Source organism: Paenibacillus ihumii (assembly GCF_001403875.1).
Classification (GTDB): Bacteria; Bacillota; Bacilli; order Paenibacillales; family Paenibacillaceae; genus Fontibacillus; species Fontibacillus ihumii.
This window is the reverse complement of the sequence record NZ_LN884299.1, coordinates 1,049,344-1,064,367: the sequence shown is the minus strand read 5'-3', so window position 1 is coordinate 1,064,367 and position 15,024 is coordinate 1,049,344. Positions and strand designations below refer to the sequence as shown.

Annotated in this window: 10 protein-coding genes; 3 read left to right on the top strand and 7 right to left on the bottom strand. The window is 44.4% G+C overall.

All coding sequences use genetic code 11. The features are described from left to right. Positions 1 to 131: 131 nt before the first annotated feature. Positions 132 to 2,570 carry a CRISPR-associated helicase/endonuclease Cas3 gene (locus BN2762_RS12395; protein ID WP_055107284.1) on the bottom strand — a complete coding sequence of 813 codons (2,439 nt, stop codon included), beginning with the start codon at positions 2,568 to 2,570 and terminating at the stop codon, positions 132 to 134. A gap of 223 nt (positions 2,571 to 2,793) precedes the next feature. Further along, positions 2,794 to 4,308, bottom strand: coding sequence for an N-acetylmuramoyl-L-alanine amidase family protein (locus BN2762_RS12390; protein ID WP_074048719.1), 1,515 nt, complete (start codon positions 4,306 to 4,308; stop codon positions 2,794 to 2,796). A 313-nt stretch (positions 4,309 to 4,621) separates the two neighbouring features. Between BN2762_RS12390 and BN2762_RS12385 the strand changes: the two genes are divergently transcribed. Then, complete coding sequence (locus BN2762_RS12385; protein WP_055107282.1) at positions 4,622 to 5,404, top strand: cobyric acid synthase; 783 nt, start codon at positions 4,622 to 4,624, stop codon at positions 5,402 to 5,404. A 317-nt stretch (positions 5,405 to 5,721) separates the two neighbouring features. On the opposite strand, the gene BN2762_RS27730 is transcribed toward BN2762_RS12385, so the two are convergent. The 5 genes from BN2762_RS27730 to BN2762_RS12365 all read right to left on the bottom strand — a co-directional run bounded on the left by BN2762_RS27730 (position 5,722) and on the right by BN2762_RS12365 (position 11,008). Continuing rightward, positions 5,722 to 6,342: an IS110 family RNA-guided transposase gene (locus tag BN2762_RS27730; protein WP_262362811.1), complete on the bottom strand. Its 621-nt coding sequence runs from the start codon at positions 6,340 to 6,342 to the stop codon at positions 5,722 to 5,724. Between the two features lie 150 nt (positions 6,343 to 6,492). After that, entirely contained in the window at positions 6,493 to 6,897 is a 405-nt protein-coding gene (locus BN2762_RS27725; protein ID WP_230202505.1) for an IS110 family transposase, read from the bottom strand. A gap of 478 nt (positions 6,898 to 7,375) precedes the next feature. Then, the gene (locus tag BN2762_RS12375; RefSeq protein WP_055107281.1) at positions 7,376 to 7,693 is read right to left on the bottom strand and encodes a hypothetical protein; all 318 of its coding nucleotides are present in this window, start codon (positions 7,691 to 7,693) and stop codon (positions 7,376 to 7,378) included. A 10-nt stretch (positions 7,694 to 7,703) separates the two neighbouring features. Continuing rightward, positions 7,704 to 10,499 (bottom strand): polymorphic toxin-type HINT domain-containing protein, encoded by a 2,796-nt coding sequence (locus tag BN2762_RS12370; protein WP_074048623.1) that lies wholly within the window; start codon positions 10,497 to 10,499, stop codon positions 7,704 to 7,706. Then, positions 10,406 to 11,008, bottom strand: coding sequence for a tetratricopeptide repeat protein (locus tag BN2762_RS12365; RefSeq protein WP_055107279.1), 603 nt, complete (start codon positions 11,006 to 11,008; stop codon positions 10,406 to 10,408). The genes BN2762_RS12370 and BN2762_RS12365 overlap by 94 nt, the downstream gene beginning before the upstream one ends. 1,044 nt (positions 11,009 to 12,052) lie before the next feature. Here BN2762_RS12365 and chvE point away from each other — a divergent pair. Together chvE and mmsA are read left to right on the top strand one after the other, a co-directional pair. After that, positions 12,053 to 13,144, top strand: a complete 1,092-nt coding sequence (chvE, locus tag BN2762_RS12360) for a multiple monosaccharide ABC transporter substrate-binding protein (protein ID WP_055107278.1) — start codon at positions 12,053 to 12,055, stop codon at positions 13,142 to 13,144. 346 nt (positions 13,145 to 13,490) lie between these two features. Then, complete coding sequence (gene mmsA, locus BN2762_RS12355) at positions 13,491 to 15,020, top strand: multiple monosaccharide ABC transporter ATP-binding protein (protein WP_187386515.1); 1,530 nt, start codon at positions 13,491 to 13,493, stop codon at positions 15,018 to 15,020. The last annotated feature ends 4 nt before the right edge of the window (positions 15,021 to 15,024 follow it).

The window sequence follows — 15,024 nt, the reverse complement described above, 5'->3', positions numbered from 1 at the left end:
ATGAACTATAATATATCACTTTTGACTATGTTATAATAATTTGTCGCTAGATACAGGGTCTTAACTGTAAATAGCGTGGATTGAAAAATATATTGTATTATGTGAAAACCTATCTAAATTAAGATAGGTTTTTAAATTATACTCAAATCAAACCCACTATCATTCTCGATATCCAATCCAAACTCCTCGTTATAAGCCCCTTCTTTTAATACCAGCACCTTCCCATCCAGGCAGCTTTCCAATCCGCTATTTTTGGATAATAACTGTAATTCATGATCAAACAAGTTAATCGTAAATTGCTGCGCCCTCCGTAACAGACGGGTTAAGTCAGCGATACTTCTCTCACCATTTAACTCTGCAATAATCTCCTTTCCTTCATGATGATAAGGAACAATAACAGACGTGGTAAGATCGTCAATAACCCGGAAATGCTCAGCCGCTGTTCTATAACTGTTAGCCAGAAACAAGGGCAAAGGTTCGTTTCGCTTGCTATAAAAAGCCTGAGTATATGTGTTATCCGTTTTAGCCGCCGAAAGCAGCTCCGTCATTTTCTTCCGTAGTTGGGGTATATAATAATCCACATCATTATCAAATTCTCTATAAAGCTGTTTAAAATACCACTCCATCGCTGCATCCGATAAAATATCCCCGCCATGCGCCGTATGATCCCGCTTGAGATCGATGAGCATTTTTTTGGATATTTGTTTACCCATTCTGATTTCCTTCAGATGCTTCAAATTTTCTTCTACATGGTCAATGACATACACTTGTCGTAAGGCCTGTTCTCCATGCCGGTTACATCTCCCCGCTGCTTGAGCAATCGAATCCAGACCCGCAAGAGAACGAATGACGCATTCGAAGCTAACATCTACTCCCGCTTCTATTAACTGTGTGCTGATACATATAACCCTATTTCTATTTTCAAGATGCTGCCGGACTTCTTCCAAAATCTGATTTCGATGAGCAGCGCACATAGATGTACTGAGGTGATATAAAGGAATATCCCCATACCTTTCTTTCAATTGAAGGTATAAACTCTTAACAACTGATTTTGTATTCAAAATGACCAGCACACTTTGAAGCTTATTCAATTTTTCGCCAATAAAATCCGCAAGCTTCTCATTGTTAAATTCCTCATCTGAAGCATGATCAATAATTTCAACCCGTTTGAATGCCTCAATGACCTGTGGGAGATTCGATATCATCTCAGAATTTGGTTTGAGATCAAGCTTATGTTCTACAAAATCCAGCGCCGGCTGAGTTGCCGTACAAAGTACAATACTAGAGTGACAATGAGCCTCTAAAAAATTCAGGGCCTGATTAAATAAAGAAACACAGGGAATAGGAACCTTTTGCACTTCATCAAAAATAATGACCGATTCACTTAAGTTATGAAGCCGACGTATATTCCTGCTTCCTTTGGCATAGAAGACATTTAAAAATTGAACCATCGTTGTGAAAATAATGGGGGCATCCCAGTTATCTTTGGCCAGTTTTAGTTTCTGCTTAACATTCATGATCCCGTCCCATGGTTCATCATCCTCATCCATATCATCAATCACGTTCGAATGGTGCTCTAAGATATGCATGTCATCCTTTAAGAGCTTGCGTACTTCTTCCGCATTCTGTTCAATAATCGTCGTATACGGCACAACATAAATAATATGCTTTTTGTTATATAGCTTGGCATGCTTGAGGGCATATCTTAGACTCGCTAAAGTTTTGCCGCCCCCCGTCGGGATGGATAAGGTGTATATGCCAGATGGCTTCTCTGCAAATTGTTCGCACTGCTCGGACATTTCTCTTCTTAATAGATTAATTCGGGAAAGGGCATCCGGTTGTACGGTAAAAGAATTCATTTTTGCCATAAGCCTGTCGTAAAAAGCCTCAAAAAGCTCGTCTGCCTTCGGGACAGAGTTCTCCGCTATATTCTCTTCAAACAGGCGGGTGTCTGTTCGATCGGCATCAATTAATGCACTGAATACAAATTTGCTTAAAAACATCAGTTTATTCTCGTTACTCGCTGAAGAATTTTTCGATAGAAATTTCTCCAGTTCATCCGCGGCTTGATCCACATATTGATAGAATTCAGGCTCCTTCATTACATACTTATAAAATAACTCCACGGTCTCATCGAACTTATCGAGTTCCTTGTCTCTTACACGAAGCAAATATTTGGATTCCAATTCTGGGCTCAAAAAATCCTGTAAATAGGAATGATGAGAAATGATTGCGTTTCCTACGACTTCCGCTAAAATTCCACGGTATCTATGTTCCTTCACCGCTTTGCTCGTATGGAAAAGTTGATATAATAGCTTCCCGCCTGCTGTTGAATGATCAACACTGCCTTTAGTCGGTGGGGAATCCGGGTTGTCTATTGCTTTTAAAATATATTCCCTAAATTCGTCCGTGTACTTCCCTAAATCGTGAAGCATACCAGCCAATCCGGTAATATGCTTAATTCCTATCTTCTCTCCATATGTTTCAGCTAGAGCCATTACCCCTAATAAATGCTCTTCAACTGTCTGTTGCTGTCGATCCGCTTCTCTAATATGGGCAATGTAATGCATGGCTCCCCCTCCTCCAGATAACATCGTTCACCAAATTGTGACATTAAATTAATTCCTTTGTCCTATACAAACACTTGATATGTATACATGATTCGACAGACTTATCACTTTACCTCCCTTAATATTTACAATTTTGGTTAACAATGAGTAAAACCACAAAAAAACTCTCCACTCGAATTTTATTCGAGTAGAGAGTTGATGATCACTTAGAGCGTAATGCCCCTTACGAGACAATCCCAAAGTATTCCTTGATCGCATCGACAATGCCTTGGGCGACCCGGTTCTGGAAATCTTCCGTAAAGAGCAGGGCTTCCTCCTCCGCATTCGATAAGAAGCCTACCTCCAGGAGCGTGGCCGGCATGTTGCTCCTTCTTAACACTTCGTAATTGTTGTATTTTACCTTGCGGTCCTTGAGCTGTGTCGCTTGAACCAAATGTTTATGCATAATATCGGCCAGCGGCTTGCTTGCTTCGCTGTAATAATAAGTTTCAGTACCATTTGCCGTAGGTATATTTAGTACAGAGTTGGCGTGGATGGAAATAAACGCGTCTGCGTTCAAATCGTTAGCGAGCTTGGCCCGGTCCGGTCTTGTGACGTAGGTGTCATCGTACCTGGTAAGCACGACCTCAATCAGCGGCTCCTGTCTAAGCAGTTCTTCGACCTTCAAAGCCATCGTCAGGTTAAAATCCTTCTCGACTCTGCCCGATACCCCGGTCGTCCCGTTATCATGATCTCCATGTCCAGCATCAATGACGACCAATCTTCTGGAATGATCCGAATCGATTGGTCCCGAAGCCGTCTTGGGGGCCAGCTCAAGAACAATGATGGAATCTCCTGTCGATAGCCGATAATCCGCTTGGGTATTCAAATCAAGAACCATTCGGATCGTAGAAGATTTTGCATCGAATAAGGAATATCGTATTTTACCAGCAAGCGAATCCTCTTCCTTGACCTCGATCTGACCGATGCCCGCCTCTTCCATATGTTTACCGATAAATGCTTCCGACAACGCAGCGCCCGGTAAATCAATGACGATCCGGTCCGGTCCGCTCATTGCAAAGGCCTTCGGCTGCACCGTTTGATCCATAGTTATCGTAAGCCGGTTATCCGTAAAATGGATATCCTCTATTTTGCGATTTCCATGGGTTGACGCTGCATTCGAGCCCGCCCCCGTGCCTGTACCTGAGCCTGGGCTTTTACTCGTACCTGTTCCTGTATCAGTTCCCTTGCCTGGGCTTGTACTCGTTCCTGTATTTGCTCCGGTACCAGCGCCTTCAGCTGCCCCGGCACCTGGTGTGCCTTCCTCCTGTGGAATGAGCAAGTCCGAGGAATCTTCGGCCGTATCCGAGGTTAAGTAAACGGTTTTGCTGCGGTTGTCCCAATTTACCTTAAGCCCGAATTCTTCACTCATGAAGCGTAAAGGCACAAATGAAGTATTGTTCTTCAATAAAAGCGGGGATGGCAGCTTGACGACTCGGTCGTCGACCTGTGCATTGGATTTATTCGCCGTCATCGTGATCGTTTTTGATTTGTTTTGAATTTTTACGGTTTTCTCAGCCTTATTCCAATTTACGGCATAGCCCAATTCCTCCACCACGCGAATCGGTACCATCACTTTATTGTTTACAATTTCAACTTGGGATAAATTAGCCGCGCTTAGCTGCGACCCGTTAAGATATATCGAAGCGCTATTGGCGAATACCTGTGAATTCATGCCAAGCAAGAACAAACCTATCATGCAAAATACAACGGCAGTAAACCTTTTCAATTTTACTCATCCTTTTAGTAATATAATAGAAGCCATTTAGTAACCCGAAATTCTAGCATCATCCATTTAAACGTCAAAATCTCCTAAAAGTTGCTATATTCCTTGTTATTTTTCTATATTAATTTGCCTAGATTCATTGTGCCTAGATTTTCCTTGAAATGGATATCAAAGAAGCCGGCTTCTATTCAAATTTCAACTGGAAACTAACTTAGATGAATTTACTTCTAAAGAACTTTAATCTAATATGAGTACTTACTAAGTACTTCGCGAAAAAGGTGAACAAATGAAATCATTAATGATCGTCGGAACCAGCTCTTCGTGCGGCAAAAGCTTTATCACGGCCGCTTTATTGCGGATGCTGCGGAATAAGGGGTATTCGGCGGCCCCATTCAAGTCGCAAAATATTTCCTCAAAATCCTATATGACTCCCGAAAGCTGTGAAATTGCTTATTCCACTTATATCCAGGCTTTGAGCGCAGGCGCGGTTCCTGAGGCGGACATGAATCCCGTCCTGATTAAGCCCGCGTATGATCAAACACAATTCATCATAAATGGGAAATTATTTTATACAGGCTCTTACACAAAATACGAGGATTTTTTACCGGAGATCAGGGCAAGCATTGCAAGCTCCTTTCAAAGACTAGCAGCAAAATACGATATTCTCATTGTAGAAGGCGCGGGCTCAACTGCGGAAATCAACCTGGCTAATCAGGACGTGGCTAATATTTTCACCGCAAAAATAACGAATTCTCCCCTTCTGCTCGTGTCGGACATTCACTATGGCGGCGTCTTTGCAGCGATTCACGGTACCATCGACTTATTGGATGAATCCATCAAACCTCAGCTAGAAGGCTTCATTATTAATCGCTATCAAGGGAGCAGGGGCATTTTGCAGCCGGGCATAGATTTCTTGGAGAAAAAGCATGCAATCCCATGTGCCGGGGTTCTGCCCTATCAGCAGGATATCTCGGTACCCGAGGAACAAAGCTTAGATCGCATGGCCGAGCTAATTGAGTCCAACATGGATCTAGGGCTGATCAGCCGTTTGCTGGATGTTGCGTTGTGATTTGATAATTAAAAAAATCATAAAAATAGGCATAACCGTTTGCTTCCCTAAGCTCTATATGGGCACAGTACTAACTGCCTAAGAATTGTCGTGCTATCCTTCCCAGAAGATGCGATTTGACCTTTTCGCCCTCTCTATCGGGACAGGGTATTGTACAGTTGCGGTTCATATTAGAAAAACCGCAAGAAAGCGAAGATAACAAAAATCCAGCTAATACTTGTCAAGCCTCAATGCCTTGGCTTTAGGACGGAAATACTGATATACTTTTGTACATGCCAAATAACCTCCATTGCCGTGGAGATTATGGATAATTATGGTTATACCTGATAGGGCTGGCCCTTCTTCAAGATGGCGTAGATGTGATGCAATAGCTTGTTTGCGCAAGCAATCACCGTCACCTTATAGGGCTTGCCCTCTTGCCTTTTCTTATCGTAATACCTCTTTATCCTGCTGTTACAGCCGCGACGTAATCCGCATTGCACTGCCAAAAATAACGCTCGTCGTAAACGCTTAGAGCCTCGCTTTGATATCCGGTTGCGTGTAGCCGTAAACTGTCCAGAACTGTGTACACCCGGATCAATCCCTGCAAATGCCACTAGTTGCTTTGCTTCTTCAAATCGATGAGCGTTATCGATCTCTGATATGATTGTCGCTGCAAGTTTATCCCCTAAGCCCGGAATACTCTTGATAAGTTCTATTTCCGGCATCTTCTCAGCCAACAGCCTGATCTGCTCCTCTATCGTTTGAAGTTGTTCCTGCATGGACAGAAGAAGCGTTATCATGCTTTGCAGCATCAACGTCTGCGCCAAGCTTCTCTCTGACCTGAGCCATTGTTTATGAACGGATGTCAAGATGTTCCGCTTTCGCACGAATCCATTTTTCGGAGTGAGACTTCCCCGTAAGCGGACGTATAACTTCAGTCCATTCCCTCGATTCACTGGATATACAGGCTTGCAACGTCTTGAGTGCCGTTAGAGAAAATAAATCGCTGAAGATCTCCTCATAGGCGGGAAACACCTGATCCAACAACGCACGTGCGTTAAGCTTCGCTTGTACATAAAGCGAACTCATAAACTCATGCTGCCTCGTCACTGAAGCTCTATGTAACACTCCTCCCAGCTCCGATGCGGCTGCACGTCGCCACGATAATACATTTCTGCTAAATGCCAAGCGTCTGCTTTATCCGTTTTTACTTTTCGCAGTTGTGCGCTCTTCGTACGTTTAGATAGCAACGGATTGACGATAAAATAAGATACCTTAATAGCCGACAGGCATGCCACTACTGGGCGATGATAATGACCCGTTGCTTCTAGAACGACAACAGGTTCTTCTCCTGTTCGTACTTGAAGCTCCTGAATGATGCTACCAAGACGTCTGTATCCCACTTCATCGTGTGTAATGGTTTCAGGTTTCCCGTAAACCTCATTTCGCCTCATAAACGCTTGAATAACACTTTTCCCCTTCGCTACATCTAAGCCAATAACTGGTTCCATACCCTCTCCTCCTCATGTAATTTCAACCGGCACTCCCACGATGGTTCCAATTCCACAGCTTCGCTTGTGATACGAGGTCACTAGCCTCAACCAGCTCAAACATGGTCATTGAGGGTAGTGGGAAAACAGTTTTTGTACGGGCTTTAGTACCCCAAGGTCAATCACGTTCTCCCGGCTACCACCATCATAGAGCAGCCATAAATATAGGCCAACCAGAAATCTCTGGCTGACCTAATAATACAAACAGGTCAATCATGGTGGTATCTGTCCATAATCAACCTGTTTTATGTATCCGAGTAGCGTTATTTAGGTTATAAAATTAAAGCATATCTGTGCGTACAGGCATATTAGAGGAATATCATACAGGGGTAATCAGGATTAAGTTCTTTTGGACATAGCCGCCCGATTCAATTGGCACTGGGTGGGGGGGTAAAAGAAAGACCTTGAGGAGCGCTTATCCTCAAGGTCAAGGGTATGGTTAAGTTAAATTAAACATTTTCTTGTCTACGGGCTTAAGATGATTAAAATACCCATCTTCATAAAGTTGAGTTATGATTTTCAACACATTATCTGTTGTTACTTCTGTGACCAAAACTAAGTTGGGTTCAGCAGAATAGTATCCGTATTCTTCAACTTCACTTTCAAAATCCTGTTTTAATCGAACAATATCATAAACTCTCAAGTTGAAGTAATCCTCTTGAATCTTAACAAAAACATCATTTCGATAGCCTTTATTTGCTGCTTCATATTCGGCTAATTCCGTATCGTCAGTAAATATCACTGTAAAATTACTCACATTCGACCTCCTATTTTACTGGTGAAACAGTAATTTGGTTTAGTAACTTTTGGAACTGGTCTAAAGGCATATCGTATGCAGGTACAATCTCAAAATGTTCTGCCCTACCTCCCCTTTGAATTATCTTTAATCCATCGGGTAGCGAATCAATCCGATAAGCCCCACCAAATTTTGAAACTGTGCTAGCATTTACATCTAATGAAACACCATGTGTTGTCTTAACCATTCCAGTTTTAGGGTCAATTTTAATTTCATTTGGCTTCACCGTGAAGCTATTGCCACCACGATAAACATCTACATCAGCACCATTAAAGTTTACCTTACATGCATTATGCGTCCAAATTCCAAGGTTAGAGACAAAGTAGGTATGGAAGTCCTTAACCATAAAGTTGTAGACAGTCTTATGTTCCTTCTTAACCTCTATCTTCTCTATGGCTAATTCCTTGCCATCGTAAGTTGTTAGAACATCGCCCACTGCAAGATGCTGTGCTTCCACCCAACCTTTACCGACAATCCAAAACGGATGCTCATCAGTAGTCGTTATGACTTCGCCGCCAACAGTAATATAATATGTTTCTTCAACATCACGTTGGAAGAGCCATTCGACTTCCTTGTAAGCCATCTCGCCTGTCTCATCGTCTTTGGCTAGGACTTTGTCACCTACCTCGATTTCCTCGATAGGTTTCTCCCCTTCGTCTGTTAAAACCTTTGTTCCTGCAGTGAAACAGTTACAATCAAGACTTTTTGTTATTTTTTTTATATCCTTAGCTTCATCAACAGCATTCCCCGGCCCCCTAGCAGCCTTAGTAGCAACTTTTGAAGTGTCAAAAGCGTTATCAGCAATGCGAATGACTTTTGCTATTTTACCCAGGGGAATAACGCTAATTGCGGCAAATATCTTTTCTCCATCCGTTGCGCATTCGTCTGCTAAAGTCAACAGATCGTCCATTATGAATACCCGACCCACGGTGGTTAATCCTTGGGCAAGCATTCCTGCGGGCTTATTCTTTTCCTCAATCCAGGATAAGCCTGTCTCTAAGTTCCGATCATAGTTGCGGACATACTCTTTACTAAAGGGCAGCCATTCCGGACCTTCGCGCCACGCCTCAATTGGATTCCTGAAATGTCCAGACGGGTCAGTATAAATCAGCGGATTATTACCTACATAGACGTATAAGTTCAAGCTCTGCGGATCTTCCAACCAGCCTCGGTACGTATCCTCCGTCAAAAATCTACCGATTTCTGGATTGTAATAGCGTGCCCTTAAGTATTGCATGCCTGTCGGATCCATGTATTCCCCTGCGTACCTGAAAGGATTGTCCATCTCTCCGGTTTGGCTAGTAACATTCCCCCATGGATCGTAGTCGTATGTCCCTAATAATTTGCCTGACGGATCTATCATCCCTCGAACATCGCCATGTCCGTCGTATAAATAATAGAACCGATTATCTCCATCCGGCAAATAGGCTGGCGAGCCTGGTCCCAATATACGAGCCAATCGCTGCAAACCATAAATATGATTTGCGATGATCTGCCCGGCTGCGTCAGTTTCTAGCGAGATTTGATCTTGATCCCAGTAGTAATTAATCCGTTGCCCGTCTATAATCGACCCAATTCGCAAACCATCCCCGTTATATTCATAGAAGATTTGGCCATATACCGCATCGGTAATAGATATCGAGCCATATACACTATCTGTTACCGTAATCAGGCGATTCAATGAGTCATATGAATATAGGTATTTGCCATCTTCCAACAAGTTGCCGTTAAGATCGTAGGTGTATGCGGTATTCTTATTCTCATCATCAAGACCGATTAACTGATTTAGCGCATTATAGCTATATAGACGTATTTGTTTCAGTTGCCCTGGCAACATCGTCGATTCCGCTAATCGGTTCCCCACCCCATCATACCTATAATCAACCTGTGTTCCGTTTGCTGAAGTCGTCCTTATCAAACGGTTATTTCCGTCATAAGTATAGGTTGACGTGCCACGGTGATCAGACATACTTGTAATATTGCCCGCCGCGTCATACGTGTACGAGTAAGGATTGAAAATATCCGAACCCTGTCTTGTTGTTGCTATTTGAATAACTCGGTCGTTTGGATCGTAAGCATAGGATGTAATTACGTTATTTGGCAAGGTTTCATGTGTCAACCGCCCACCTGCATCATAAGTGTAGTCAACAACACTCCCCTCATCGTCTTGTACACGCGTAAGCCGGCCGATGTCATCATAAGTTCTGCTCACTACGTTTCCTGTGTAGTCTATAGTAGATAATAGTTGTCCTGCAGGATCGTAAGTATATGATATTTTCTTTGCATCAGGAAGCGTCTTTTCTTTCAACCTTCCGGCGGCTGTATACGTATAATTTGTCGTCCCTGTCTGATCGGTCATTTGAATGCGGCGTCCTGCGCCGTCATAACCAAATCGAATCGTTATGTCTTGTGCTTCAACAGCAGTCAGACGATTCATCACATCATACTCATAATTTGTCGTTCGACCTGAACGGTCGATCATTCGAATTACATTGCCATTAGCATCATAGACATAGTGTGTTTGTTGATTCAACGGATCCGTCACGACCATGATATTGCCCCATACATCGTAATCATATGAAGTCAACTGGTTGTTTCCATCGGTAGTGGCTTGCATCCTTCCATACAAATCATAATAAACAGCTGTCGTTACTCCAATAGGTTCAGTGACGCTTACCAGTTGATTTCTTTCATTATACGTGTATTTCCAGGTCGAACCATTGGGTTGTATAATACTCGTTTTGTTGCCAATCGCATCATACCCCATAGTTGAATACGTTCATTGGGGTTTGAACTTAAGCTGCGACTCTTAGTTAACATTAAAATTTGAGCAGCTCGTGCAGAATCACGATTCGGATTGTAAGGGCTTTCCGCTATTTCAGCAGCCAAAATTTGCGCCTCAACCCCGATATCTGAATTAGGATACTTAGATACAATATCTAGCAGTTTACGGATCGCTTCCTCAAATTCATCACGGGAATAGTCGTATTCAGCTATACGGTATTCACTCCAAGCAACAACATCTGGAATATTCTTGTACTGAGCTGCCAACCCTATATAACCGTCCCTCAATTCTTCTGAGAGACCTAACCCCATTTGAAAATAAAGTTCTTCCTGCTTCCTTTGCTGCTCCAAAAGCTCAAGCTGACTCATAGCCTCCTCGGTTCCTAATGTCTCAACTTTTATAATTTGTGCAAATGTGTTTCCCGGTAACATACACAACATGACAGCAACAATGAAAAATATTAATGCCTTTCTTAATAGAAATATGTTCACAATTTTCTCCTCTCAATCATCTTCTTGATTTGTGATATAAACTAAGTGACTTAATTACAACTCTTTAAAATAACGATTATGTATATCTACGATTTTACACTGCAAATTTCTGCTTATTCTGGTTTCAGATCTAAATAATACAAAATCAGATGGTATCTCTTCTTTGAATCGAGTTAATGAAGCTTTTTGTTGCTCACTTGCGTGTTCTACAGATTAAGTTATAAGAGTTGGTTTTCTATCTCTTCAGTACCATGCATCTCCCTAAACTTCCTTATATGTAGTTTTTTCTATGTTCAATCTTTCGCCTGACTAATATTCATTCTTTTCTGCATAATTCACCTCCATGACCATTTTCAGACATACAAAAAACCCCCGTTGTTCTAGCTAGTCTCTCAGCGTTTATAAAAGACTAGACCAAGAAGTACAATGGGAGCTAATTAAAGGGTTTATATGTATGGCTTTATAAAATTTTACCAGAAAAATAAAATTAAAACAATATAATGTTTGCGAAAGTCTGAGGCACTTACTACCAGCACTTCAGTGACTCTACAAGGAATCTCCAAAGAGAACGTTCAACTGAAGCTCGACTACCGCGATTTGCTTTGAACTAAGTAAAAGTTTATAGAAGTACTAAACACCCGAAGGCCGGAACATTATTCCGCTGAATCCTCAACAAGAAAAACAATCGCCCGGCCGGGATACAGAACGGAACGCCTTACTACTCCATGGGATTTCGAATGACATACTGCAGTGAGGATGGTTCCTACCTCGAATACGTTGTTTGAAGATCCTAAAGAAAACGATAAAGGCGTAACACCGGCGATTTCTTCTTCAATTATGATTTACTATCCGCGTGTAGGGCCTTTTCATGCGACAGCCAAATAACTCTATGGAACACAAGTTGCCTCCCCATAAAATAAGTTTGATTTTTATAAAAAGAGTAGGTTTATTGTAAATACGAAAGCGGCCTCCCCTTGCTATACTTTCTCCTGAAAGCGGATTCAAAAAAAGAAATCAAATATGATGCACAGGGGGAAAGCGACAATGAAAAAAGCGACATTATTGCTGCTGACGTTCATACTGGCCTTATCTTTAACGGCATGCGGAAGCAAGGATAACAGCAGCGGCGGCTCGACCAAGGGCGAGAAAGGAACGGTTGGGATCGCCATGCCGACGAAATCCTCGGAGCGCTGGGTGAATGACGGCAACAACATGGTGAAGGAGTTCCAGAAGCACGGTTACGGCACAGATCTGCAATACGGCGAGGACGTCGTGGAGAATCAGGTGTCCCAGATCGAGAACATGATCACCAAAGGCGTGGATCTCCTCGTCATCGCTTCCATTGACGGAGCCGCCATTACCGAGGTGCTGCAAAAAGCGCATGATCAAGGCATCAAGGTCATCGCTTATGACCGCCTGATCATGAACAGCGAATACGTGGACTACTACGCCACCTTCGACAATTTCAAGGTCGGTGTGCAGCAGGCCTCCTATATCGAAGAGAAGCTCGGCCTGAAGGAAGGCAAAGGCCCGTTCAATATCGAGCTGTTCGGCGGCTCACCGGACGACAACAACGCTTATTTCTTCTATGACGGAGCGATGTCCGTGCTCCAGCCTTATATCGACTCCGGCAAGCTGATCGTTCGCAGCAATCAGACCAAAATGGAGCAAATCGCCACCTTGCGCTGGGACGGCGCTACCGCTCAAGCGCGCATGGATAATCTGCTGAGCGCTCACTATGCAACAGAGAACGTCGATGCAGTTCTCTCCCCTTATGACGGCATCAGCATCGGAATCCTCTCTTCCCTGAAAGGCGTCGGTTACGGCTCGGGCAATAAACCTATGCCGATCGTTACCGGACAGGATGCCGAGCTTGCCTCGATCAAATCGATCCTGGCCGGCGAGCAGACGCAAACGGTGTTCAAGGATACCCGTGAGCTGGCGAAAAAAGCCGTAGGCATGGCCCTCAGCATTCTCGAAGGCACCGAAGCCGAGGTCAACGATACAGAAACCTATGACAACGGCGTCAAAGTTGTTCCTTCCTATCTGCTGGAGCCTAAATCGGTAGATAAGGAGAACATCGAGCAGGAACTGGTAGAGACCGGCTACTATACGAAAGAAGAGCTGGGACTCTAAGCTGCATTAGCTTAGCTTAGTCCATTGCACTCAGGCAAAGCTTGAGTACGCGAGCAAAGTTAGTGAGCAAATTATGCGGCGAAATTTGCATCAGCATAGGCGAAGGTAGCCGGTGGTTCGCAATAGCTTGCGCGAATATGCAGGGTGAATTCGCATAGCTTCCGCGGATTTGCAGAGTGAATTCGCATAGCTTCCGCGAATACATGCAGTCACAGTTATGCAAGCGGGATACCCCGCCGTAAAAGCACGGTTCCCGCAACGGCTCGTTCCGATAGATACAGCGGTGGCCCTTCCGGCCTCCGCTATCCTTTGTACTCGAACGTAGACGAAAGGCTTGGTGAGCACAGTGAGTGACTACATTTTGGAGATGAGAGGAATAACCAAGACGTTTCCGGGCGTCAAGGCGCTGGAGAATGTGAATCTGAAAGTGAAGGAGGGTGAAATCCACGCCCTCTGCGGAGAGAACGGCGCCGGCAAATCCACGCTGATGAAGGTGCTTAGCGGCGTCTACCCGCACGGCTCCTATGAGGGCGATATTTTGTTCAAAGGCAAGGTTTGCGAATTCAAGGATATCAAGCAGAGCGAGAGCCTGGGCATCGTCATCATCCACCAGGAGCTCGCTTTGATCCCCTATTTATCGATTGCGGAAAATATTTTTCTCGGTAACGAGCAGACCAAGCGCGGCATTATCGACTGGAACGAGACAACCGTCAAAACAAAGGAGCTGCTGAAAACGGTAGGGCTTAAAGAATCCCCCAACACCCATGTCGTCCAGATCGGAGTGGGTAAGCAGCAGCTCGTGGAAATCGCCAAAGCGCTATCCAAGGAGGTCAAGCTGCTGATTCTCGATGAACCGACCGCTGCTCTAAACGAAGACGACAGCGAGAACCTGCTCAATCTGATTCTAGAGCTGAAGAAGCAGGGGATCGCCTCTATCATCATTTCCCATAAGCTGAACGAAATCGAAAAGGTAGCGGATTCGATCACGATTCTACGGGACGGCAAAACCATCCAAACGCTGGACATGCGCAGGGATCAGGTCACCGAGGATTTGATCATCAAGGGCATGGTCGGCCGCGATCTGACGCATCGCTACCCCGAGCGGGTGCCAAACATCGGGGAGAAGCTGTTTGAAGTGCAGAACTGGCAGGTGGATCATCCCGAGCAGGAAGGCCGCAAAATGCTGGATGACATCAACATCCATATCCGGCGCGGTGAAATTGTCGGCGTGGCCGGGCTTATGGGGGCGGGAAGAACGGAGCTCGCCATGAGCATTTTTGGCAAATCCTACGGGAAGAACATCCAGGGCAGGCTGCTGCTGAACGGGAAGGAAATCCGCGTGAACGACATCAGCAGCGCGATCAGGCACGGCATTGCCTACGTGACGGAAGACCGCAAGCATTATGGGCTCGTGCTGATCGATGATATCAAGCGGAACATTTCTCTGGCCAATTTGGGCAAGCTGTCCCGCCGCGGCGTAATCAATGAGAACGAAGAGGTGCTGGTCGCCGAGGAATACCGGCAAAAGTTAAAGATCAAGACGCCGAGCATTTTGCAGAAGACGGTTAATCTTAGCGGGGGCAACCAGCAAAAGGTTGTGCTCAGCAAATGGATCTATGCCCAGCCGGAGATCCTCATTCTGGACGAACCGACCCGCGGGATCGACGTTGGGGCCAAATATGAAATCTATTCCATCGTCAATCAGTTGGCAGATGAGGGCAAGGGCATTCTGTTCATCTCCTCGGAGCTTCCCGAGCTTCTCGGCATGTGCGACCGCATCTATGTTATGAGCGAAGGGCGAATTACCGGGGAGGTCCAGCGCGAGGACGCCACCCAGGAAGTATTGATGAAATCCATGACTCGAGGCAGGGGGTAAGGAA

Excerpts from the sequence above, each read along its gene's own strand:
- BN2762_RS12395 (WP_055107284.1), bottom strand. The coding sequence starts at position 2,570 with ATGCATTACATTGCCCATATTAGAGAAGCGGATCGACAGCAACAGACA.
- BN2762_RS12390 (WP_074048719.1), bottom strand. The coding sequence starts at position 4,308 with ATGATAGGTTTGTTCTTGCTTGGCATGAATTCACAGGTATTCGCCAAT.
- BN2762_RS12385 (WP_055107282.1), top strand. The coding sequence starts at position 4,622 with ATGAAATCATTAATGATCGTCGGAACCAGCTCTTCGTGCGGCAAAAGC.
- BN2762_RS27725 (WP_230202505.1), bottom strand. The coding sequence starts at position 6,897 with ATGGAACCAGTTATTGGCTTAGATGTAGCGAAGGGGAAAAGTGTTATT.
- BN2762_RS12370 (WP_074048623.1), bottom strand. The coding sequence starts at position 10,499 with ATGGGGTATGATGCGATTGGCAACAAAACGAGTATTATACAACCCAAT.
- chvE (WP_055107278.1), top strand. The coding sequence starts at position 12,053 with ATGAAAAAAGCGACATTATTGCTGCTGACGTTCATACTGGCCTTATCT.